General features: G+C 60.0%; 22 protein-coding genes and 2 pseudogenes. 5 read left to right on the forward strand and 19 right to left on the reverse strand.

Translation table 11 applies throughout. The annotated features are described in order from the left end of the window. Positions 1–2: 2 nt before the first annotated feature. Together speB and A4R29_RS30245 are read right to left on the reverse strand one after the other, a co-directional pair. Positions 3–971 (reverse strand): agmatinase, encoded by a 969-nt coding sequence (speB, locus tag A4R29_RS30240; RefSeq protein ID WP_063170527.1) that lies wholly within the window; start codon positions 969–971, stop codon positions 3–5. Positions 972–1,264: 293 nt separating this feature from the next. Next, positions 1,265–1,716: pseudogene (locus A4R29_RS30245) on the reverse strand (ABC transporter permease); the annotation flags it as partial. Between A4R29_RS30245 and A4R29_RS30250 the strand changes: the two are divergent. Continuing rightward, a pseudogene (locus A4R29_RS30250) lies at positions 1,672–1,851 on the forward strand (DUF3788 family protein); the annotation flags it as partial. The pseudogenes A4R29_RS30245 and A4R29_RS30250 overlap by 45 nt on opposite strands. 543 nt (positions 1,852–2,394) lie before the next feature. Here A4R29_RS30250 and A4R29_RS30255 read toward each other — a convergent pair. The 17 genes from A4R29_RS30255 to A4R29_RS30335 all read right to left on the reverse strand — a co-directional run bounded on the left by A4R29_RS30255 (position 2,395) and on the right by A4R29_RS30335 (position 19,827). Then, a complete protein-coding gene (locus tag A4R29_RS30255) occupies positions 2,395–3,036 on the reverse strand; it encodes an HD domain-containing protein (protein WP_063170529.1) in 642 nt (213 codons plus the stop codon). 168 nt (positions 3,037–3,204) lie between these two features. After that, positions 3,205–4,179, reverse strand: coding sequence for a GlxA family transcriptional regulator (locus A4R29_RS30260; RefSeq protein ID WP_063173865.1), 975 nt, complete (start codon positions 4,177–4,179; stop codon positions 3,205–3,207). Between the two features lie 200 nt (positions 4,180–4,379). Further along, positions 4,380–4,802, reverse strand: a complete 423-nt coding sequence (locus tag A4R29_RS30265) for a cupin domain-containing protein (protein ID WP_063170863.1) — start codon at positions 4,800–4,802, stop codon at positions 4,380–4,382. Between the two features lie 141 nt (positions 4,803–4,943). Next, a complete protein-coding gene (locus A4R29_RS34525; RefSeq protein WP_158515811.1) occupies positions 4,944–5,102 on the reverse strand; it encodes a hypothetical protein in 159 nt (52 codons plus the stop codon). 273 nt (positions 5,103–5,375) lie between these two features. Then, a complete protein-coding gene (locus A4R29_RS30270) occupies positions 5,376–6,041 on the reverse strand; it encodes an HD domain-containing protein (RefSeq protein WP_063170531.1) in 666 nt (221 codons plus the stop codon). Between the two features lie 75 nt (positions 6,042–6,116). Beyond that, entirely contained in the window at positions 6,117–7,106 is a 990-nt protein-coding gene (locus A4R29_RS30275; RefSeq protein WP_127224675.1) for an NADP-dependent oxidoreductase, read from the reverse strand. Positions 7,107–7,610: 504 nt separating this feature from the next. Beyond that, on the reverse strand, positions 7,611–7,856 hold the full coding sequence (locus A4R29_RS30285) for a Rossmann-fold NAD(P)-binding domain-containing protein (RefSeq protein WP_063170534.1): 246 nt from the start codon (positions 7,854–7,856) through the stop codon (positions 7,611–7,613). A 734-nt stretch (positions 7,857–8,590) separates the two neighbouring features. After that, entirely contained in the window at positions 8,591–10,090 is a 1,500-nt protein-coding gene (locus tag A4R29_RS30290; RefSeq protein WP_063174079.1) for an aldehyde dehydrogenase family protein, read from the reverse strand. A gap of 79 nt (positions 10,091–10,169) precedes the next feature. Beyond that, positions 10,170–11,918, reverse strand: a complete 1,749-nt coding sequence (locus A4R29_RS30295; protein WP_063170536.1) for an ABC transporter ATP-binding protein — start codon at positions 11,916–11,918, stop codon at positions 10,170–10,172. Next, positions 11,915–12,682, reverse strand: a complete 768-nt coding sequence (locus A4R29_RS34530) for a hypothetical protein (protein WP_127224475.1) — start codon at positions 12,680–12,682, stop codon at positions 11,915–11,917. Before A4R29_RS34530 ends, A4R29_RS30295 begins: the two co-directional genes overlap by 4 nt. Further along, positions 12,679–14,316 (reverse strand): hypothetical protein, encoded by a 1,638-nt coding sequence (locus A4R29_RS30305; protein ID WP_140671174.1) that lies wholly within the window; start codon positions 14,314–14,316, stop codon positions 12,679–12,681. Before A4R29_RS30305 ends, A4R29_RS34530 begins: the two co-directional genes overlap by 4 nt. 133 nt (positions 14,317–14,449) lie before the next feature. Continuing rightward, entirely contained in the window at positions 14,450–15,190 is a 741-nt protein-coding gene (locus tag A4R29_RS30310; RefSeq protein WP_244507023.1) for an ABC transporter permease, read from the reverse strand. A 72-nt stretch (positions 15,191–15,262) separates the two neighbouring features. Further along, positions 15,263–16,204, reverse strand: a complete 942-nt coding sequence (locus A4R29_RS30315) for an ABC transporter permease (protein WP_063170540.1) — start codon at positions 16,202–16,204, stop codon at positions 15,263–15,265. Positions 16,205–16,396: 192 nt separating this feature from the next. Next, entirely contained in the window at positions 16,397–17,908 is a 1,512-nt protein-coding gene (locus A4R29_RS30320) for an ABC transporter substrate-binding protein (protein ID WP_063170541.1), read from the reverse strand. Positions 17,909–18,008: 100 nt separating this feature from the next. After that, a complete protein-coding gene (locus A4R29_RS30325) occupies positions 18,009–18,632 on the reverse strand; it encodes an amino acid synthesis family protein (RefSeq protein ID WP_063170542.1) in 624 nt (207 codons plus the stop codon). Next, positions 18,629–19,021, reverse strand: a complete 393-nt coding sequence (locus A4R29_RS30330; RefSeq protein ID WP_063170543.1) for a carboxymuconolactone decarboxylase family protein — start codon at positions 19,019–19,021, stop codon at positions 18,629–18,631. Before A4R29_RS30330 ends, A4R29_RS30325 begins: the two co-directional genes overlap by 4 nt. Before the next feature lie 17 nt (positions 19,022–19,038). Further along, on the reverse strand, positions 19,039–19,827 hold the full coding sequence (locus tag A4R29_RS30335) for an alpha/beta fold hydrolase (RefSeq protein ID WP_063170544.1): 789 nt from the start codon (positions 19,825–19,827) through the stop codon (positions 19,039–19,041). A 136-nt stretch (positions 19,828–19,963) separates the two neighbouring features. Between A4R29_RS30335 and A4R29_RS30340 the strand changes: the two genes are divergently transcribed. The 4 genes from A4R29_RS30340 to A4R29_RS30355 all read left to right on the forward strand — a co-directional run bounded on the left by A4R29_RS30340 (position 19,964) and on the right by A4R29_RS30355 (position 23,326). Then, the gene (locus tag A4R29_RS30340; protein WP_063170545.1) at positions 19,964–20,686 is read left to right on the forward strand and encodes a GntR family transcriptional regulator; all 723 of its coding nucleotides are present in this window, start codon (positions 19,964–19,966) and stop codon (positions 20,684–20,686) included. Continuing rightward, complete coding sequence (locus A4R29_RS30345; protein WP_063170546.1) at positions 20,683–21,663, forward strand: aldo/keto reductase; 981 nt, start codon at positions 20,683–20,685, stop codon at positions 21,661–21,663. Before A4R29_RS30340 ends, A4R29_RS30345 begins: the two co-directional genes overlap by 4 nt. Before the next feature lie 81 nt (positions 21,664–21,744). Then, positions 21,745–22,425, forward strand: a complete 681-nt coding sequence (locus A4R29_RS30350; protein WP_082826741.1) for a GntR family transcriptional regulator — start codon at positions 21,745–21,747, stop codon at positions 22,423–22,425. Positions 22,426–22,546: 121 nt separating this feature from the next. Beyond that, positions 22,547–23,326: an alpha/beta fold hydrolase gene (locus A4R29_RS30355; protein WP_063170548.1), complete on the forward strand. Its 780-nt coding sequence runs from the start codon at positions 22,547–22,549 to the stop codon at positions 23,324–23,326. Positions 23,327–23,462: the final 136 nt, after the last annotated feature.

Raw genomic sequence — 23,462 nt, forward strand, 5'->3', positions numbered from 1 at the left:
GTTCAGCGTCCGCGCGCTTCGCGTTCGACGAAGATGTAGCCGAGAAAATTTAGGAGCACCTGTGCTGCGAGAAAGCCGGTGATGCCCGAAGGGTCGTAGGCCGGGGCGACCTCGACGAGGTCGATGCCGACCACGTCGCCGCGCTTCACTAGGCCCTGGAGCATTTCCATTACTTCATAATACAGGAAGCCGCCATGGCTGGGCGTGCCGGTGCCCGGCGCAATCGATGGATCGAAGCCGTCGATGTCGATCGTCACATAGTAGCGCGCGCGCTCCGGGATGGTTGCCAGCACGCCTTCGACGCCGAGCTTGCGCGCCTGGCGGACGGAAAGGATGGTCGAGCCGCGCTGGCGTGCGTCTTCGTAGCCGTCGCGGGCCGTAGAGGAGACGTTGCGGATGCCGAGCTGGCTGAGGCCGCTGACATGCGACTGTTCGGCCGCTCGGCGCATCGGGTTGCCGTGGCCTTCGCGTACGCCGTGACGCACGTCGACAAAGTCGAGATGGGCGTCGATCTGCACGATATGGATAGGGCCATGTTCGCTGAACGCCCGGACGCAGGGGATGTTGATGGCATGGTCGCCGCCCAGAACGACGGGCAACGCGCCTCGTTCGAGAATCTTGCGGACCGCCTTTGCCGTATTGGCGTGGCTGGTGACGGTATCGGTGTGCACAATATCCGCATCGCCGATGTCGACGATCCGCACCTTGTCAAGCGGCAGATAGGTCTGGTCGTCCTCATGGTCGTAGGCGCCGCCATGGCCGAAGGAAAACAGCGTCGACGCCTCGCGGATGGCGCGCGGCCCGAAGCGCGCGCCGGAGCGGTACTGCGTGCCCATGTCGAAGGGAACACCCAGCACCGCCACATCGGCATCGATCTTGTCCCAATCCAGGCAGATCGGCCGTTTACCGAAGGTGCTAAGTCCTACGAAGGGGAGATCGAGCCGTCCGCCCTCATACCCGTGTCCAGACATCGAAACTCTCCCTGCTTGGATAAGCTTCAGGCCATCCGGTGACGACCTTCGACATGAGCCGAAGCGCCAGGGTGGGGTGAAGCACGACAGGCCTGCGGTCTGTCTGTCTCGTGGCTAGCAGGTGCAGCCACTCCTATCTATCACGAGTATCGGGCGTTCATATCGATTTAATCGGATCATGCCGCCTGCCTCAGCGAGACCGCGTCAGCCATTCGCGCCATCATCATCTCAGCTTGTGGCGCAACTGCTGACAACCGATTTGGGGTGTGGGCATCGGAGATCACTCGCCGACGTCAACTGTCCTCGAACTGTGGCGTGAGCGTGTCGTTCAGCCCGTCGCCCAAGAGGTTGAAGCCGAGCACGACGGCGATGATCGCAGTCCCGGCCAGACCGTCATCCACGGGGCCTCACTCAGGAACTGTCTGCGCCGGCTGGCGCCGGCGGAGCCCGAGAAAGGCAAGGCTGCCCTCGGCGAGGACGGCGACCGCCATGGTGATGGTGATTTGGACGACGATTGGAGCCAGCACCTTGGGCAGAACATGTGCGAGGATGATGTTGCGGTCGCGCGAGCCGAGCGCGCGCGCCGCGGTGATGTAGTCCTCGTTCTTGATCGACAGCACTTGGCCTCGCGTCAGCCTAATGAAAACCGGCGTGGCCGAGACGCCGATGGCGATCATTGCGTTCTGAAGGCTTGCCCGAGAAACGCCGCCAGCGCGAGGAGCGGCGTTATGTCTGGCGTCCGCAATTGGTCAAGCTCTACGACGAAGCCAAAACATACATCGATGGAAAATGGCTGACGATTGCCATTTCATCGGCAGATGAACTGCATGATGTGACGGAGCTTCTCACTATGAAGCGCCGGCCAAAGTTGCGCGGTTGAAGGCAACAAAAATCCTGGATCCGCGGCGCGCGATGGCTCCGAGGACTCCAGGCAGCGGCCTAGTCTACATCACACAGCAATTCGACATCGAGGTCGTCGTGGAAGGCTCTCGTATGGTTTGGCGAACCTAAGGACGATGAACGCGACTAATTACAGGCTGGTAGGCCGCTGAAATCGTAGCCGACGACGGCGCCGCCATCGCCGCTATCATTACCTTCGCCGAGACCGCCGATCACGGCAGCTAGGCGGTTATAGAGTAACCGCTCATACTCCTGTTCCGGCTCGCTGTAGGTGCCGTCCGCGATCTAGAGCAGACCCATACGGTCCCGGATCACTATCTCACCCCGTTATTCGGATTTTCTACGCAGAGCAGCGATCACGTCGTGCCAGGACTCTGGCAGCTCAGGCAGTAGAAGAAATTTCCTTGTTCCAGCATAGCGTCCGTCCGAAATGGTCTCGCCGCCACCGGTTTGCGGCTCAAACTGAGACGAGAAATATAGGAATGGCGCCCATTTCAGCTTCCTCGACCGGCGGCAACCAGGGTCAGCTCGGCCAAGGTGAGCCAAGGATGATCGAGCAGAAATTCTGGCGGACATAGTTCATGTCCTTCAGCGCTAGGACGTCAGCCTTCACATTTCCGAACGTCGTCAACGGCTTCTTGATGATGCCGTTGGCGAAGTGGTCTATGATGTTCTCCTTGAAGTTCGTCTCGCGCGGATGATGGACGCACACACTGTCGCGCTGCTCATGCGTGAAGTCGTGATAGGCGACGCCGAGCACGTCCATCTCCACACCGGCGGTCACCAGCCCGATTGTGGGACGCATATGCTCTGGGATGCCGGGGGTTGTGTGGAGCGCAATGGCAGTCCAGACGTCCTCGACATCACGCTCCGGCACCCCGTAGCCCTTCATGAAGTCGCGCGCGGCATTGGCGCCGTCGACCTCGAAGCGCAGGTCAGGGCTGGCATATTTCTCGGTGAGGCCCATGTCGTGGAACATGGCGCCAAGGTAAAGCAGTTCCGGATCAAATTTTAGGCCGCGGCGCTCGCCGGTCAGCGCGCCCCAGAAGAAGACGCGGCGACTGTGGTTAAAAAGCAGGTCGTCTTCGGTATCGCGCACAAGCTGTGTGGCGGCCCGCGCGATAGCGCTGTCAGGCACGCGAATTTCGGCGATGATCTCAGACATGGAAAAATCTCCTTCGTTGGGCAGCCGCCGGCGGGGCTTGTCGGCATTACGCAACAAGGCCCTGCTTCGGGCAACGAACGGGATCGTGCGGATCAGGACAGCCGTGCGTCGTTTCCTGACAAATGCCCGTCTGAGCCTTCACGTCTCAACCCGCCGTGACTTCGCGATCTATTCCGATTCCGCCCGCCGGAAGCTGGCGCGATATTGGCCGGGGGTCACGCCAATACGGCTGGTGAAAACAATCCTCATCCGGTCTGCGGATCCGAACCCGCAATTGAAGGCGACGGCTTTCAGCGGTCTGTCGCTTCCTTCCAGCATACTGCGCGCCGCATCGACGCGGGCGCGCTCGATGAACTCATGCGGTGTAATCCCCGTCGCCTGCACGAAATGCCGGGCTAGATTTCGCGGGCTCATGCCGACGACAGCAGCAAGCGACTCCAGCGTGTGGCGATCCCCGATGTTGCCCATCACGTGGTCCTGAATGCGTGCGATGGGCGATTCCAGATCGGCAGGTGCCGTAAGGTAGGGACTGAACTGCGACTGCCCGCCCTGGCGTTGGGCCACCACGACCAGCCGCTTGGCGACCTTGAGCGCCGTTTCCGCGCCGTGCTGCTGCCCGACGAGCGCCAAGCCCAAATCTATTCCCGCAGTCACACCGGCCGCGGTGATCAGCCGCCCATCGCGCACATAGATCAAGTCCGGTTCGACCCTTGCCTTGGGGAACCTGGCCGCCAGAGCCTGCGCATCCTGCCAATGGGTTGTGACGCGTCGATCATCCAGGAGGCCGGCATAGCCAAGGACAAAGGCTCCGGTGCAGATTGATCCATAAACGCTCGAGCGCCACGGCAACTCTTTGACCCACTGGACCAAGTACGGTTCCGGCTCCGTCGCCGGAGGCGTCGGCGCGCCGGCCACCAGAATGATGTCGAAGCCCCCCGCTGCCTCCTCAAAGGTCAGGTCCGCTACCAGTCGCATCCCGTTCGACGCGCGTAGTGGATTGCGGTGAGCGGCAACCAATACTGTCTCATAACGGTCGGCACTGTCCAGAAACGTGTTTGCCTCGCTGAACACGTCCATCGGCCCTGCCGCGTCCAGGGCCTGAACACCCTCATAGACAACGATCGCGACAACGTGTTTCGGCACCTCTTACGGCCTCTCCAGTCAGATGCCGTACTATGCATGTAGTTAGCACACTGCAAAAGGCCCAGTCCGGTCTGTTAATCAACCAACCGAAATGTCCGTGCGTCAGGAACTGGACTTAATTGGTCGATTTTCCAGCCGATACCGGACGATCTATACCGGCCAAAAAAGTCGTCGCGGCGACAGGCGAGTTTGTCGCGCTACTATTGTGATCCTGCCGCCTTGTCAGGCGTCGTCAAGGGCTTGTCCTTAGAGTCCAAAACGAAGAGCGCCAATAGGCTGGCTGGCTCGGTCTCACTCGCGTTCTCGCTGATGCGGTGATGTGAGCCCGGCATTTCGTAGAAGCCTTCACCTGCATGATAGATCTTCGCCGGCTCATCGCCGACTTGGCTGCGGATAGCCCCGGAGAGCACGTAGGCGTAAATAAATGCCGAGGCTGCGTGGTGATGAGCGAGCGATTTGCCTCCCGGAGGATAAGTCACGGTCACAGCAACTATTCTCGTTCCTTCGACATTCGGCAGTGAGTGCTCGAAGGCCATTCTCACCTGCTCCCGGTCCTGTGCCATCACGGGCGAAGCTCCCAGAGCGATCGCCGTTGCTATCAGTGGGACGGAGGCCGTTCGCATTGCTCTTGACAGCGCACTAATCCGATTGGCAGATCCATTGATCAACATCATCGCACTTTTTCTTTAATGTCTCACGCTTGGTTCAAACAAGACCAGGGCCGAACTGATTGTCACCGCTACGGTTCACGTCCGAAGCCATCGTCACGATATCACGGTCGCTTTAACCTGCTTCTTTCCTTGAGCAGCATAGAGAGCAGCGCCGCCAGACTGATCCCGCAGCCCCCAGCCGATCCGCTCCGTCGCGCCGCCGGCAATGACCTGAGCACCCGCAGCGGCATCCAATACGCTCAGGGCGCCCATTCTGGCGCCAGCGCCACCAGCGGCTTGCTGCCCGGTTATCAGCCCCCAGCGGGCCAGTCGCCAAAAGCCGGACCGGCATTGCCCGGGCGGTCGGAGCGCCGCGCTGACCGAGAGGCAAGATAGGCAAGCAGCTCAATTTCCCACCAACGATTGGGGTCCGGCGCGCGGCAAATGCGCCGAGAGTTAACCACCTGGGAGAGATCAGCGATTCATCGTCGGCAGCCCGCCCGCAATCGCGATCAAGCTCCTGGAGCACGGGATACGTCCTCGTCATCATGTTGAGTTCTGCGGTGCGGAATCCGGGAACGGAGACGCGGCGATCAAGTCGCATGCGTTGGGAGTCTTAAATCCCGGCATGAAACGTTCGCAGACGGCCGCGTTAACGGTGCCATACGTCGTCGCGGGCTTATGCGCAAAGCCAGCGAAATACTCCTGGATAAAGCCCTCTTTGAAATTTGCCCGCGGGTACTTGACCACGATTTCCTCACGCAGCTCCACGGGAAACTGATCGAAGCCCACTCCGATGACATCGAGAAGAACACCTGAGTTGAGTAGCGCTACTTCGGCGCCCATATATCGGGGAATGCCGGGGGTGGTGTGCAGCGCGATTGCTTCCCACACGGTCTGCACCTGGTCTTCAGCAATGTTGTGGACGTTTAGAAACTGTCGGGCGGCATTTGCGCCATCGACCTCAAAGCGTTCGTCTGGGCTCGAAAACTTCTTGATAAGGCCGAGATCATGAAATGCGGCCGCCACGTAGAGGAGTTCAGAGTCGAAGCGCAGTTTCCTCTGACGACCCTGCTCAGCTGCGAAAAGGTAGACGCGGATCGAGTGATTGAAGAGCAGATCGCTGGCGTGCTCGCGTAGGATATCTGTCGCCTCTTTCGCGAGCAAAGAATCGGGAATGACGAGGGCATTGGAGAGATTTAGCTTAGTCATTTGCTTGGTCCTTCAAGACTAGCTTTGGAAGTGGGCAAATCGGGGCTCGCGAGTGCAACGACGAGGCTTGATCGATCATCTCGCTCCGACATCGAGCACGATCTTTCCCTTCGGTGGAGTCCGCACGCGCTCCAACATCAAATGCGCCTCGCGCGCGTCCGCGAGCGGCAAGACCGCCCCCACCCTGGTTCTCAGTTTTCCACCGTCGACGAGACAGGCGATCTCCGCCAGGTCCTGCCTCGTGACGTTGACCAGGAAGAAGGAGGCTTCAACGCCATGGCGTTCTGCGAGTTTCTGATCCGGATTTGACACAGCCGAAATCAGCTTTCCGCCTCGACGAAGGACCTGGAACGAGCGGTTCTGCGTCTCGCCGCCGACCAGATCGATGACAGCGTCCGCGTCCCTAACCTTTTCCTCAAAGCGTTGGGTCTGGTGGTCGATGACCGTGTTTGCTCCGAGATCGCGTACGAAAGTAATGTCGTCCGTCGCTGCAGTCGCAATCGCTTGCAGGTGCGCCTCACGCGCCAATTGAACCGCATACGAGCCGACATTTCCCGCCGCCCCGTGGATCACAACCGTTTGACCGGCTTTGAGCTGCGCGTGGTAAAACAACGCCTGCCATGCCGTCACGGCAACGACAGGAACAGAGGCGGCTTCAGCATAGGTTAGCGACGTCGGCTTGTTCGACACCATCTCAGCGGAAGCCACTGCGTATTCGGCGTAGGCCCCTATAAACCGCGGATTCGTAACGCCATAAACCTGATCTCCCACACGCAGTTCTGAAACTCCGGACCCCTTGGCGACGATTTCGCCGGAGAGATCCGAGCCTAGCGTGAGAGGGAGCGGTTGCGGTAAGGCGCTCTTGCCCGCCCGGATCCAACCATCCCACGGTCCGACGCCGGCGGCTTCAACTTTGACGAGGACCTCGCCGGGGCCAGGATCAGGCCGCGGAACGCGCTCGTACTTCATGATCTCTGGTGGCCCGAACTCGTGCACGCGCCAAGCCATCATTGTTGAATGAGTTCGCTCTCCGTTATCTTGACGAACGATGCTGCTGGAAGTCATGTCATTCTCCTTGCGCTCGGCTCGTCATGACTGCCACCGCCGATGGGTGGACCTTGTTGTCGAGGACGGCCCTGTTGCACTCTCGGCCGACCTGGGGCGAAGCCTCGAATGTCACGCTCTGCGTCGGCGACTTGGCGCTCGCCGGTGACGCATCACGCCTGTTCGATGCGACTGCCGTGAAGCGGACTTTCTCGCTCGTGCCTCGGTGAGAGGTGCCACGGCAGTCGCATGGTCGCTCTCCAAGGCGATTTATCGGACGGCTTGTCCATATATCGCGCTGGACCCTGCTTTGGACAACGAACCCGATCCTGTGGATCAGGACAGTGGAACGTCGTTTCCTGACAAGGTCCATCCGAGCCTTCGGGGCAGCAGCGGTCGTTTATTTCCAACGTACGAGTTGGGCCGCGTTCGCGCATTCGACCGGCGCGGCATGCGGTGGCATAGCCTTTTGGTCGGCGCCGAGCTGCAAACTTCAAAGGCCGCTAAGTTTCCGCCACCGAGAGCTCACCAAGGCTGCAAGGACGTTCGGACGTCGACCTCGAACGACCAAGCCTTGTGGTGCTGCCGATAGAGGAAGGCGGAGCATTCCACGACGCCCTCGATATCGAGCAACCGGTCACGGCGCGAGTCGTCGTCTGGAAAGCGTCGGCGGATTTTGTGGCCGTCGACGGCACCATCGACGATGACGTGGCCGACGTGGATCCCCTCCAAACCGTATTCCTTGCCTGCGCGACCCGCCTCGGTCAGCATACCTCCGCGTGCAACGCTGCCGATCGATATGCAGGGAAGTCCGTGTAACCCACCTCGCCCCGTCGGGTGTAATAGGTTGATCGGTCCGCTTCTGCGAACGGCCAGCCATGCTCGAGATGCTCAGCAAGATCCGGCTCGATCGCATTGCATGCTGTTTCCGTCAAACATGAACTCCAGGATTTCGAGACGGTGCGGATGGCAGTAGGGGACACGGGCTTGGGCAGGTTCCACTATGGATAGTTCAAGATGACATTCGCGATGGAAAGCTGCTGACCGAACTGGATGGGATGTCCGGCGGCGAGGTGACGGTCAACGTCCTTGGGCTGCGTACAAAGGCTCTGCCGGCTAAGATAAGAGTTATCGTAGACGGTCTGGTTCAAGAGGTGCGCGAACTATGACTGCTATCGCTTAGGCGATGTCGCATTTCACATTCTATGTGTCCGATACTACTCACGCACTACCCTGCAAACACGGTCGACGGTCCGAATGGTTCGCTGCTCGGGAAATATCAGAGCCGGCGTGAATGCGTCGAAAGTCATCGCCAAGCCTGAAAAGCTTTAGCTGGCTGCCACGCCTGGCCGGGCTTTCTTCCTTTTCATGGACAATGAGCGATGCTGGTCGGGCGGCGCGACGGGTTGATAGAAGCAAAATTAGCCAATTGTCCGGTGTGATCGTTTATTTGGAGCGATAGAAATGCGACATCCCTGCCCCACAATGCCGTTTTTGGCAGCCCTTCAAAGCGACATAATCACCGACTTGGTCTCCGTGTAAAGGTTCAGCCCTTCTTGTCCCCGTTCTCTGCCCCAGCCGGATTGCTTGAAGCCGCCGGTGGGTATCGCCGCATTAACCGAACCGTGTACGTTGACCCCAATCCGGCCGGCGCGAATTCGCCGTACCATCTTGTGGGCGACGCTCAGGTCCCGCGTCCAGACACTGCCGGCAAGCCCGAAGATACTGTCATTCGCCTGCCGGGCGATCTGTTCCAGGTCGTCGTCATCGAAACTCATGGCGCACAGGACGGGACCAAAAATCTCTTCCTGCACCACCGCCATGTCGGGTCGGGTATCGGTCAGCACCGTGGGGGCAATGAAGTTGCCTTCGTTGCCGATCCGCGTGCCGCCAAACGCCACCGTTGCGCCGGCGCTCCTGCCCTGCTCGATATAGTCCATTACGCGGTTGCACTGGACCGGGGAAATGACGGGGCCCATCTGGACGCCTTCGCTGAGGCCATGGCCGACCCGGATATTCCCGGCCCGCTGGCCGATCCCATCCACGATCTGGTCAAACACTTTCTTATGGGCGAACAGTCGCGATCCCGCAGTGCAGACCTGGCCGCTATTGGCAAAAATGCCCTGCGTGACACCGGGAATGGCAACCGACATGTCAGCATCGGGAAAGACGATAACGGGCGACTTCCCTCCCAGTTCGAGCGACACTTTCTTCAAATTGCCAGCGGCGGCCCTGACGATTATACGACCGATTTCGCTGGAACCCGTAAAGGCAACCTTGTCGATCTGCGGGTGTGAGGCGATCGCCGCGCCCGCCGTCGGCCCAAAACCGGTCACGATGTTGATCACGCCAGCGGGAATGCCGGCCTCCTGGGCCAGTTCGCCGAAGCGCAGCGCTGTCAGCGGGGTCTGCTCTGCCGGCTTGAGCACGATCGTGCAGCCGGTGGCCAGCGCCGGAGCGACCTTCCAGGCCAGCATGAGCAGTGGCGCATTCCACGGAATGATCTGCCCGACGACCCCGACCGGCTCACGCACGGTGAAGGCATGGTACTTGTCCGGCGCCGAGATCGAAATGGTTTCCCCCGTGATCTTGGTCGCCCAGCCCGCCATGTAGCGGAACATATCTACGCTGAGCGCAACGTCTGAATTCCTAGCATTGGCAAGCGGCTTGCCATTGTTGAGAACCTCCAGTTCGGCCAGTTCATCGGCGTTCTGTTCCAGCAGATCCGCGAGTTTCCAGATGAGACGTCCACGCTCGCTGGGCGTGATGCGGCTCCATGGGCCTTCTTCAAAGGCCCGCCGGGCAGCTTTGACGGCCATGTCGATATCCTTGGTGTCGCCCTCCGGAACCTGCGCAATTACGCGTCCCGTGCCCGGATCATATGTGTCGAAAACCTTCCCGGACCGAGCCGGCACCCATTTTCCATCGATAAGGAGTTTTTTTTCCTGTCGTAAAAAGGACGCCGCCTTCACTCCAATTTGGAACTGCTCAGCATATGTGTTCATCGAATTCTCCATCGGTATAGGGAAGCGCCTTGCTCGGATTCGTCCAAAGGCGTCCATCTGAAGCGCCCTTTAGAGCCTGTCACTCGATCACGAAGTGGTCGGGTCCAACCACGCGAGGCTGCCGCTTCGGCGGAATGAAATCGAGCGACCGCATGGGCGACGGCAATTCGGTCACCGGCTTGCCGATCAAGCGGTGCCTGTCGGCGGTCGGCTCTGGGACCGGCACCGCCGACATCAGCTTTTGGGTATAAGGATGTTTCGGATTCCCTATCACCTCGCGGCTGGGCCCGATCTCCACGATCTCGCCAAGATACATGACAGCCACGCGGTGGCTGACACGTTCGACAATAGCCATGTCGTGACTGATGAAGAGGTATGACAGCCGTAGTTCCTCCTGCAGCTCAAGCAGCAGGTCGATCACCTGGGCCTTGACCGAAACGTCGAGCGCCGAGACGGCCTCGTCGGCTATGATGACCTTCGGGTCGAGCATCAGGGTCCGGGCGATACAAATTCTCTGGCGCTGACCGCCGGAAAACTCGTGCGGAAGACGGGTTATCATCGACGGTTCGAGGCCGACACGCTCCAGAAGATGTTTCGCCTTCTCCAAAGCCTTGGCCTTGGTCGCCAACCCATGGCATAGCAGGGGCTCTGCCAGGATTGCACCGACGTTTTGCTTCGGGTCCAGGGAACTGAAAGGATCCTGGAAGATCATCTGCACGTTGCGTCGGAGGTCCGAAAGATCGGACCTGTTGTCGCGCCGCACCGTGCGTCCGTCGAAGACCACTTCGCCGGAATCCGGCGGATTGAGAAACAGGATGCTGCGGCCGGTGGTCGACTTACCGCAGCCGGACTCGCCAACAAGCGACAGCGTTTCTCCAGGCATGATATCGAAGCTTAGACCCTCGACGGCATGGAGACGCCCAACCTTGCGGCGCATTGCTCCGCCACGCACATCGAACCGGGTCACCAGGTTGCGCACGCTCAAAACCGGCTTGGGCACAGCATCCTTGGCAGGCGCGCGGTAGGTGCGGGCCACGCCTTGCCCCAAGCGCGGGACCGCGTCGATCAGCATCCTCGTATAGTCCTCGCGCGGACGTTCGAAAACGTCCTTTACTGCTCCCATCTCCACCACACGTCCCTTGTGCATGACCATGACGCGGTCGGCGATGTTGGCCACTACGCCCATGTCATGCGTGATGAACAGGATCGCGGTGCCGGTATCGCGCTGGACCTCGTCCAGGAGGTCGAGGATCTGTGCCTGTATCGTCACATCGAGCGCTGTTGTCGGCTCATCGGCGATAAGCAGCTTCGGCGAGCACGCCAAGGCGATGGCGATCATGATCCTTTGCCGCATTCCCCCGGAGAACATGTGAGGATAGTCGTTGAACCGCCGCCGCGCGTCCGGAATGCGAACGCGGTCGAAAAGCCGGATGCCCTCCTCCCGCGCCTCGGCATCGCTCAAGGGTCGATGCTGGCGCAGCATTTCCTTGATCTGGGTGCTGACCTGCAGCACCGGATTCAGGCTCATCATCGGTTCTTGGAAGATCATGCTGGCAATGCCGCCACGCACCTGCCGCAATGTCGATGTCGACGCGCCCACCACTTGCTGGCCATCGACAATGACCGAACCGCTCACATGGGTATTGCCGGCAAGCAGTCCCATTATCGTCATGGAAGTGACGCTCTTGCCGGATCCCGACTCGCCGACAAGCGCCAGCGTCTCGCCGGCATGGATGGCCAGATCGACGTCATGCACCACCTGATGCTTGCCGAAAGCGACGCTGAGGCCGTTCACCTCAACCACCGGATTGGATATCGGTTCATTCATGAGCTTGGTGCCGGTGCAACAGTGAAGCCCGCCTGCGAGCGGGAGCGCTCCGACGTTGGAGCCCAGGTGAGCATTTCGAGCCCGTACAGCGCATCCAGTGTCTCGCGCGATACGGGAATACCCTTGTTGTGTGCCAAGGCGATCTTCGCCCCAGGCCGAACGGCAGCGCATCCGGACGCCTTCAGTTCAGGTCTGCGGGCGCTGACCATGAGAAGCGCGCACCCCGGCGCAGGCCTGGCGGCGTCGATCGATTTCAAGGCTGCCGTTTCGCCGCCGAGGAGCGCCGCTAGGGTATCTTCCCCTTGGCCCGAATACAGCACACCCCTTGGATCCGGTTCAGCCAACAGCCAGTCGAAGGTTCCGTCGCGGGCGACGATACCGATAGAAGAGAGATTGTAGTTCATCGCGCCGATCAGCGTGGCCGGAACAAGCGACAACTCGGTCGCCGAAGATATCCGACATAGCTCCCATTTGGCGTCGCTTACATGGGCGGCGAGAGCATCGACTGCGGCTGGTCCGGTTTCCAGAAATGAAATGCCAGCGGCATCCAGCATCGTGAGGCCGTTCGACTTGTGATAGCTGAAGCCATGAGAGGGCCGCGGGCCTGCCTGACGGATATCGTCCAGAACAGCCGGATCGAGTGCTGCACCCGCTGCCACGATATGAGCCCCCCGATCAGCGGTGCCGAACGCATACCCCAGAGCTCTAAGCGACCATGGTAGGATGCGGGTCAGTTCGGAATATGCAACGGTGGTCATGCTCACAGGGCAACCTCATTGTCATGCTTGCGAAGCTGGGGACTCGGCCTGTCAGGCGTCAGGATTTCCGAAGGCAGCGGCTGATCTTGGAAGAAAGTGCCCCGCACATAGCGGATGCTGAGCGGCGTCGAGCCACGAATGCCCAGCGACGCAAGGAAAAAACGTATGAGCTCGGCGGGGACGAAATCGCGATGCGCGAGCGGATCCCGTATTTCGGCGTAGGGTAGGCCATCCAGATACTGCACGCGCGACATGGCGTAGTGCAGATCCGGATGGTCGAGGACGACATCGCCGACGTGCTCGTTATCATCACGGCTGACCAGCACTGCCGCCAGCCTCTGGATCAGTCCGATATGATCGATGAAGGATTCGAAACGCTCGTGCGGATCGACGATTCTCTCGCCGCGTCTCTGTTCGCCATTGTCGATCGAATGGTACCAGAAATGCTGGTGCGTTTCGGCGAGCGTACGGTCGGCAGTTAAGGCCCAGACGTAATTTCTGCGCAGGATCTCGCGCAGTTCACCGATCCTCATTGCTGGCTGAAGTTGCCGCTTGCGGCCTGCGCCGATCTGGAAATAGGGCGCGATGGCGTCACAGAAGTCCGGCACTACGTCGAGAAGCAAGCTGTGAAACTGCTCACTGGTCTCGCCATCCATGACCTCCGCGACGTGCGCAGCAACGTCGCCCCAGCAATGCCACTGACCTTCGCGCAGGCTTGCCGAAATGCGTTTCAAGTTCTCGATGATGGTTTCGTTAGCCGCCACATAGTCCTGCGTCTGTGGGTCAGTCTGCGCATAGATACGTATGGTGCTCTCTATCGAGCTGCGGACAAGTGCAATGCTTCCCGCTTCGACCGGCAGGCTTTTTGCGTAGCCAAGCGCCGCCTCGCGCACGGTCACCCAGGTGGCGACCCAATGCGGCCAGCGTTGGAGGGCTACACACATCCCCTGACCTGAGGAGTTGCCTATTCCAAGCCCGCGCGCGATCGCGATGTCGAGCTGCGCCGCGTCCGAATTGCGCCGCCGCGCCACGGCATTGACGAGATCGATGGAGACAAGCCGAACCAGGTAGATCGCGAAGATGTCCGCAAAGAACGGGTGCGCCAGCGGGTGCTCCTCGGGAATGCCGGGATAGGAAACCGTGCCGTTCCTGCCACTGCTTTGAAAGCCACCGTTCCGCATGAGGTAGGCGATGCCAAGCTCTGGGGCAGGCTGTTCGCCGCGGGACAATGCTTCGACGACGGCGTCGAAATGCCGGCTGCTGCGATTGGCGGGGGTCCAGCCGACCACATCCGAATCCGTGCGCATCTGGCCTTCAGCCTTGATGTCGAAGGTTTCAAATTCCCGCTGGATACGCTGTTGGCTGGCAAGATTGACGAAGAGCGCGCCGAACATGTCGCGATCCGCGCCGTCGGAGCGGCGTCCGACTTTTTCGATTCCGTCCCATGGATATGCTCGGGCGATATAGGAGAAGGAATGGCCTTCCGCGTCGATCCGGTAGACAAATCTCGCCGCGCCGTCATCGTCGCACTCCGCCGAGATCATTCTTATCTGCCAGCGTTCGCGAACGATCCTGCGCAGCAGCATATCGGCAAAACTGACGCGCGAAGCCTTGAAGCAGCGAAGGTTCTCGACGCGCATCAACACATCGGCCGGCCGCATCCATCGCCGCGCCTTCAACGCACCTTCCGGACCCGCGAACTCCTGCAGGCGTTGTTCTATGAATGCCGGCAGCGGCGGCTCGACCTGGCTAGACGTCATTTCCCTGCTCCAATCAGCGATCATTGCGGGACGCGGCCTCGTTCATGCTCGACCCGACTAGATAAAATGTGAAAACGGTAAGGGCGACCGCAGCACCCGGCCCCAAGCTGAGCAGCGGCAGGATCGGCAGGAACATCGAACCGTCGCGCACCATGCCGCCCCAATCCGGAGCCGGCGGAGGCACGCCCAGCCCCAGGAAGCTGAGGCTTGCGGAGGTGAAGATCGCGAAGGCCACATTGATTGCGAACTGCGCCCACACCACGCGCATCGTGTTTGGCATGATATGATGGCGGATGATCCAGAAAGAGCTTGCGCCCGTGGCACGCGCAGCTTCCACGAAGACCATTTCCCGGACAACGAAAACCTGGCCACGAACCAGGCGGGCGACCGTCGGCGCAGTGACGACACCCAGCGTGACCGCCAGGTTGACCACCGATGGCCCGAGCATGGCGGTGATGATCAATGCGAGAACGAGCCCCGGCAAGGCGATGAAAATGTCGATTATCTGGACCAGGACAAAATCGACCCAGCCACGGAAAAACCCGGCGATCAGGCCAATGGGCGCGCCGATCAGCACAGCCACGATCGCCGCCGAAGCACCCACCTGCAACGAAACCCTTGTCCCGTAGATGACGCGCGACAGCACGTCCCGGCCCAGTTGGTCCGTGCCAAGAATATTCTCAGCCGAAGGCGGCCCGAGGACATTGATCGTCGTAGCGGTCGGGTGCAGTGGCGCGATCAAGGGCGCGAACACCGCGATCAATGTGATGATCACCAGAAGCGTCAGGCCAAGGACCAATCGGAACGGAAGTTTTCTCATTGGATTCTAAGCCGATGTTCGCACGAGCGGATTGACGAGGCTGTAGGTGATGTCCGCCACAAGGTTGAGGATCATCACGCCGACGATGATCACCATTCCCACCGACAGCATCACCGGAAAATCCCGGGACGAAATCGCTTCGACCAGCAGCCGGCCCATGCCTGGCATGGAAAAGACGGTTTCGGTCACGACCGCCCCGCCTACCAGTTGTCCAAGCGAAAGTCCGGCATAGGTGATCAAGGGCAATATGCTGTTGGGCAGAATGTGCCGGTAGGAAATGCGCGCCTCCGACAGCCCCTTGGACCGCGCGGCCTGGATGTAAAGGTTGCCTTTCACCGACTGATATTCGGCCTTGTAGACGAGCGTGAAGGAGCTGAAATAGAAGGTCGTAAGCGTGATAATGGGCAGGATCATGTGGATGAGATGTTGCCCAGCGCCCCGTGACCACGGCGACCATCCGGTCGTCGGCAGCCAGCGTAGCTGAACCGAAAACAGGTAGATCAGCAGCAGTCCGAGAAAGAAATTCGGTACAGTGATGCCAACGATGCTTATGGCGGCGGTGAGCCGGTCCACCAGCTTTTTCATGAACGTAGCCGAATTGATTAGCGTGGCCCCCAGGAATGCGATGAGGATCGCCCAGGATGCCAGCTCGAGCGTTAGAGGAAGAGCATCCGCGATCATTTGCGCGACAGGCTGCTGGGTGGAGTAGGATCGACCCAGGTCGCCCGACAATGCCGCGCTGATCCAGTTCCAGTAACGCGACAGGATGGGCTGGTCGAAGCCCAGCTTCGCGTTGAGATCGGCAATCGATTGAGGGGACGCGTTCTCTCCCAGCATGATCGCCGCCGGTGTCCCCAGAAAGGACGTAACCGACGTGAACAGCAGAAAGGTCAGAACGATAACGTTCGGAACCATGATCGCTATGCGGGAAAGTACAAGCGCAAGCATTTCTGACCTCAGTGCATCGCGAGGGGATTGAACGAACGGCTCCGGGCGCGCGTCTCGCAAAGCGGGCGGTTGGTGCGCATCTGATGGGCGGCGGTCATATGGCGATCAAATCCTTTCCACCGGTTGCAGGCGGGATAAGGTTCCACCCGCGCCAGAAGCCGCGGCGCACCACGCCGCGGCAAAGCATGACGATCAGGCCTGCGTTTTCCAAACATAACGGAACCGCGGGATTTCATCCGGCATCGGAGCAAACCCCTTGACGGTGTTGCGCATGGCGTTGAATTCGACGCTGAAGCCGACGGGCATGTAAGGCAGATCGGCAGAAATCTGACGCTGGATCTTCTCGTACAGTTCCTTGCGGCGAGCCTGGTCGGAAATTACCCGCGCCTCATCGATCCATTTGTCCACGTCGGGATTCTTGTAGCCCGTGGAATTTGCGGTGCCTTTGCTGGAGAAGAGGTAGTGGATAAGGCCATCGGGATCCGCCCGTTGCGTCCAGCGCATAGGCGTGAAGCGTATCTCGCCGGAAACCGCCTTGGCGTAGTAGTCGCTTTGCGGAACCGGATCGAGCTCAATGTTGAGGCCGATCGCGTCAAGGTCTTCCTTGGCAAGCTCGGCGAAGCGTCGAAGCGTATCGCCGCTTGGCGCCGCAAGCTTGATGGTGGTGCCCTTCAGGCCAGAATCAGCCACGATCTTGCGCGCCTTTTCCGGATCGTATTCGTAGTGCACCAGATCGGTCGGCGTCCACCAGAGGCCATCTGGCGTGAAGCTATCGGATATCTTGCCTTGTCCAGCCCATATGATCTGGTTGAGGCGGTCGCGGTTGAGGCCGTGCGCTATGGCCTGGCGTAGTTCCGGCTTGTTGTATGGCTCGGCGTCCCACCGCCACTGGTAGGAATACCAGACGCCACCCTTCGATGGCACAAGCTCGATATCCGGGCTGGCCTTGGAAAGGCGCGTATCCAGCGGATCAAGCTGGCTGATGAAATCCAGTTCGCCGATGGCCATGCGCTGAATGCCGACGACGTTCGTGGGAATGTCATGGAAAATAATACCGTCGAGATAGGGCATTCCCTTCTGCCAATAGCTGGCGTTCTTGGTGAGCGCGATGCGCGACCCGCGGACCCATTCGCCGAAAACGAACGGACCGGTCCCGACAGGGTTGGAACCGACGTCGCTGCCGTTCTTCTTGGCCGCCGCCGGTGACGCCATGAGCCCAGCGCGGTCGGCAAACAGCGCCAGCAGGGGCGGATAGGGTTCCTTCATGTCGATGGCGACAGTGAATTCGTCCAGCACTTCGACATTCTTGACGCCTTCCAGCAACTTGAGCTGCGATGAGTTGCCTTTCGGATCGAGACGCGAGTCTAGGTTCCATTTCACCGCCTCGGCGTTAAATGGCGTGCCGTCATGGAACTGCACGCCTTCCTGCAGCTTCAGGATCACGCGCTTGCCGTCGTCCGAAAACTCCCAGCTTTTCGCCAAGGCGGGCTTCAGGGAGAAGTCGGCCTCGGTTTCGAGAAGCGTATCGAATATCAGGAAAAGGATCTGGCGCTCGGTCCATTGCGACGACTGAAGGGGGTCAAGCGTGCGAACGTCGCTGATGAAGCCGACGTTGAGCGTGCCGCCGGTGACCGGCTGGGCATCTTGAGCCAGCGCTACCGTCGGCAAAGAGGCCACGATTGCGAAGCCGCTGACGGCGGCCATAAATTGCCTTCTATCCATGACAAGTCCTCCGTAGGTTCAGTTCCCAATATTATCGGCATTGCCGTTATTAGCCTCGGGACGAGAACCCGAGGCTTGCACGTTATCTGCTCTCGGCTGGCAGCGGCCGGCCGGCCTGATCGACTCCCATGATCCGCATGTCGTTGAACCGATCACCAATGCGATGGTGCGGTCGCCCACCGTTCGCGGCGCCTAACGCGATGACGATCTCGTCATGGGCAGGCGCGTCTGGAATCGTAAATTCCACGGTTAGAAAATGAGCGCGGCTACCCTTCCTCTCGGCATCCTTGTGGGTCAAAGGAACGGTGAGTGAGGTGCCGGCGCCGGCACGTTTGTTGGTGAAGGGGAGAAAGGAATCTCCACCGGCGGCGATGCGGAAGACATTGCCGAAATGCAGCGTGTGGATCAGGCCGGCGGCATGTTCGACTTCACCGTCCGTTCCGGTCACCGCGCACTTTCCAAACGCTTCTATCCGGTCTGGACCGCCCATGATCGCCACTAGGCGAGGCACGAGGGCGTCCGTGAGAGCCGTGGCGTGCTCCATAATGTGCGGCTGAAGATCCTCGACGAATGCCGATCCCGCCCAGGGATTACGGATTACCGCCGCGCAGGCGGCCATGCGAAGCGGAACAGGCGCGGCGCGACCCCCTTCGACAAGCGTGTCCTCGACGAAATCGACGATCTTGCGGATCAAGACGCCAGTCATTTTTCCGCTCCGCCGGCTGCGCGCTCGGCAAGGACGCGGTTGGCGATGCGATGGCATTCGACGCCGACAGGAACGCCACAATAGATCGTGAGATGGGTTATCAGCGCGTCCAGCTCATCACGGGTGACACCGTTGCGAAGGGCGCCGCGAAAATGGAGTTCCCACTCATCCATGCGGTTGAGCGCGGCAATCATCACGATGTTCAGCATGCTGCGGGTCTTGGCATTCAGCCTGTCGTCGCCCCATGCAGCTCCCCAGCAATATTCTGTAACAAGCGCCTGAAAGCCCTTGGAAAATTCGGTCGCTTTGCTCAGTGAATTTTCAACGTATTCGCTGCCCAGCGTCGCCTTGCGGCGCTCCAGTCCACGCTCAAATAACGTCTCGTTCATTCGTCTTCCCTTCATTTTCAGCGTGGGCGCAAGAGAAACTCGCGGACGTGGTCGGACACCAGTTTGGATGCCTCGACCAGGACGCTGTGCTTCAGGCCGGTCAAAATGCGCAATTCCGAATCAGGGATCAGCCGGTGCATCGTCTCGGCCATTCGGATATTCGACCCCTGATCAAATTCGCCCGTCATCACCAGCGTCGGCTGCCTGATTTCGGCAAGCCGATCCACGAGTTCGGTAAGGCCGAACACCCGATACGCCTCCAGATAGGAAGGCACATGGACAGCCTTGAGCTCGGCAATTCTCTGCTCGATTACATCCGGGTGGCGATCGGCAAACTCCTTGGTGAACCAGCGGTCGTGCGCGGCCCCGACGATTGCATCCATGCCACCGTCGCGGATCATCCGCAGGCGCGCCACAACCTTTTCCCGTTCGGCCGGTGTGCGGCCAGCAACGGCGGAAAGAAGAACGACACGCTCGAAGCGAGCTGGATAGGAGTAGGCCAGCTCCTGCGCGATCAGACCACCTAGCGAAAAGCCGACCAGATGGGCTTTGCGCACGCCCGCTTCGTCCATCACCTTAACGATGTCGGCGGCGAACTTCTCGACGGAATATTCCGAGTCGATGCGCGCGGACTGGCCATGCCCGCGCAGGTCGGAACGAACAACGTCAAAACTGCCTTCCAGTTCGCGGCTAACGCCGTCCCAGCTTTCTAGATTGGCGCCGACACCGTGCACCAGCACGAGAGGATGACCCTCACCGCTTCTCTTATAGGCGATCAGACCATCTTTGGTGCGCATCAGCGCCATTCTAGGCACTCCCGTTCAAGCTCATCTTTTTGGTATACCAACAGGCAAACATATGGTCAACCGTATTTAAATGGGCTACTTGTGGTGAATGAATCGAACGCGTAGCTGTGATGACAGGAACGACGGGAGAGCCGCGATGCATGAATGGACTGGGTGGTCGATTGCTGGTTCGCCGACGTTGCGCGAGCAGACCGTTGTCACGTTGCGCGAGGCGCTGCTCAACGAGGTGTTCAAGCCGGGTGACAAGCTGGTGGAACGGAAGCTGGCCGAGCAGACCGGCGTAAGCCGCACAAGCATCCGGGAAGCGCTTAGCCAGCTTGAATCCGAAGGGCTCGTCACTCGGATAGCCGGCAAGGGCATGTTCGTGACGCGTCTGTCGGAACAGGAAATCCGGCAAATCTACGAGGCCCGCGCAATCCTCGAATCGGCGATGACGCGCATGTTTGTCGAACGGGCCAGCCTGGGACAAATGGACGAATTGGCGGCGCGTATTTCAGAAGCGGGCAAAACCGACACCGCCGAGCTCGCCCGGCAGCATGCCGAGAAGCTCGATGCGGTGTGGGAGATCATCATGCAAGGCGCAGGCAACGACATCACCAGGCAAATGACCTTTCTGCTACGTGCCCGCGTCACTTATCTGCGCACCATCACCACCCGCGTCGCATCGGCTGAACGACGTAGGAACACGATGGCTTTGCTCAACGGCATTTTCGACGCGTTGCGCGCGCGCGATGCCGACCTCGCCGAAAAGCTCACGCGCGAGTATGTTGAAAGGTCCGCGGCTTTCGCGCTGTCGCTGCTGCGCGACTCTGGGCAGAAACCCAAATCCTCACCACGCAAGCAAAAGATCGACAAATGAACTACGTCAGGCTCGGCAAGAGCAATTTGAAAGTATCCCGGTTATGCCTCGGCGCGATGGGATTCGGATCCGCGCGATGGCGGGCCTGGGTGCTCGATGCGAAGGCGTCGGCTCCGATCCTTGCGCGCTCCCTCGACCACGGCATCAATTTCTTCGATACGTGCGACTTCTATTCTGCTGGCGAGAGCGAGCGCATTCTGGGCCAGATACTCGTTTCCCAGCAGCCGCGCGACAGCTTCGTCATCGCCACCAAGGCGGGCAACCCGATGGCTTCGCACTGCAATGGCCGCGGCTACTCCAGGAAGCATCTGTTCAAGGCAATCGATGATTCATTGGTCCGCCTTGGAACCGATCACGTGGATCTCTTCCAGACACATATCTGGGACAAGGATACAGATCTCGACGAACTGGTCGAAGCCATGGCGGACATCGTGCGCGCCGGAAAGGCGCTCTATGTCGGGGTCACGACGATGCCCGGCTGGACACTCGCAAAATGCCGTGCGGCTGCCAGCGCACGTGACCTTCCGGCGTTCATCTCGATGCAATGCGAATACAACCCCGCTCACCGGGAGTGCGAGCGGGAACTGCTTCCCTATTGCAGTCACGATGAGGTTGCCCTGATACCGTTCAGCCCCATCGCACGCGGCTTCCTTGCCGCGGACCGTCGCGATCCCGGCCAGCAGACGGCGCGCACGAAAAGCGACGACTATACGCAGAAATATTACTACCGCGAGGGCGACCACGCCGTACGCGAAGCCGTCGCTGCCGTTGCCGCTGATATCGGAAAGACACCGGCCCAGGTGGCTCTCGCTTGGACATTGGCGCGCCCCGGCATAGCCGCGCCCATCTTTGGAGCAACCTCGATAGAGCATGTCGACGAGGCCGTCGCGGCATTGGACATAGCGCTTGCCGCCGAACAGATTGACTGCATCGACCGGGCCTACGAGCCACGGCCGCTGAACGCCTCAGGCCACTGAGTGAGCACAATGCCTTGCGGTAAGGTGATATGCTTGTGAAATTGCACTCGTCCACGCACCTTTCAAAGGATCAAAGTCGCCGTGTATGACCTGCGAGTCCATGTTGCGCCGCGGCTGTATACGCAGGTGGCCGATATCATCCGCAACGCCATCGTCGTCGGAGAACTGGCGCCGGGAGAGCGGCTGGTGGAGCGCACACTTTGCGAGCGCATGGGCGTTTCGCGGACGTCGCTCAGGGAAGCGATGCGCGAGCTCGAGAACGAGGGCCTAGTCACGAACCTGCCCAACCGGGGGCTGATCGTCTCTGTCGTCGATCCTAAGGTCGCGAAGGACATTTTTGATCTTCGCGAAGTGCTGGAGGCGCTTATATGCAGGTTGTTTTGCGAGAATGCGGCTGACGATCATATCACGCGTTGCGGGGACATGTATGACGAGCTGATGGAAGCTTATCGCGTCGGTGTACCGCGCGAAATGATTGCCGCAAAAACCCGGTTTTACGACGTTTTGATAGCAGGCGCGAACAATTCCGAGGCGGAACGGATGCTTCGCAGCATACATATGCGGGCCTCACAGTTGCGCATGATTTCTCTTTCCAATGCAGAGCGGCGAAAGGCATCTCAAGAAGAGCTGGCAGCCCTGCTCGACGCCCTGGTGAACCGCAAGGCATCGGATGCCGAGCGGCTTGCAAAAAAACATGTACGCAAAGCCGCACAATTCGCACTCGGGATGATCGAACAGCTTGAAAACCAATCCGTCAGCTAATCGGCGCTTGCAAGCGCCTGACGCCGCCCGTCCGCCGCTACCCTCTTCGAGAGCTGAGGAAAATTATGTCTCGGCGGGCGGAATCCGTACGCGCTATTTCGAAGCTGGGAGCGGACCGACCGTGATCCTTCTGCACGGCTCGTCACTGGCGATCGACGCCTGGTCTACCTGGCACAACACCATCCCGGCACTCGCGGATGAGTTCCGGGTGCTGGCGCCCGATCTGGTCGGTTTCGGTCTCTCAGATGCGTCGGCAGATGGGAAACACGTTCCCCGCCTCGACCGGCGCCATCACGTGTCAGCCTTCATCGAAGCGCTCGGGATCACCCGATGCGCGCTGGTCGGCCATTCCGAAGGCGGTTTCATCGCGGCAATGCTCGCCGTTGAAAATCCGGGTCTGGTCGACAAGGTGGTCGTCGTGAGCAGCGGCGCCACCGCGCCGCGTCTCGGCGGGAATGAGGACCACGCTTGGCAGGCAGCAGCGGCGGCAGCGTATAATGTGCTCGAGGGCTGCGATACAGAGGATGACTTTCTGCGCACCAACGCAAGGCTAAGCATGAAGAATCCGCCGGAGTTCGTGGACCTGCTAAGAAAGAACTACCGCCTAGCCTGCGAGACCGGTCAACTGGAACGCTTCAGGCAGGCTGCCCGGATAAAGGACGACACCGAATATACCCAGATTCAGGAGGACCATCTCCTTCCGCATTTGCCCACCATGCGGGCCAAACTATTCCTAGCTTGGTCGGCCTGTGACGAAACCGTGCCGGTGGCGCGTGGCATCAAGCTGCTGGAACGCGCCCCGCAAGCCGATATGTACATTTTCGCCAATGCCGGTCACATGGTAATGATCGATCGCCCGCGCGAATTTAATGGAGTCATTCGGGACTGGCTTGGCAGCTAGCGCCGGCGTTGCAGAATGGGCCGGGCTGAGGAGTGAAGAAAGCGAGCCTTTCGACGAAACCGCGATCAAGGATGCGATGACAGCCGTGCGCACCGCCACAATAAGCCTTCAGGCGACGATGCTGGACTATTCTCCT

Origin of the sequence: Mesorhizobium ciceri biovar biserrulae (genome assembly GCF_001618845.1) — a bacterium.
GTDB lineage: Bacteria > Pseudomonadota > Alphaproteobacteria > Rhizobiales > Rhizobiaceae > Mesorhizobium > Mesorhizobium ciceri.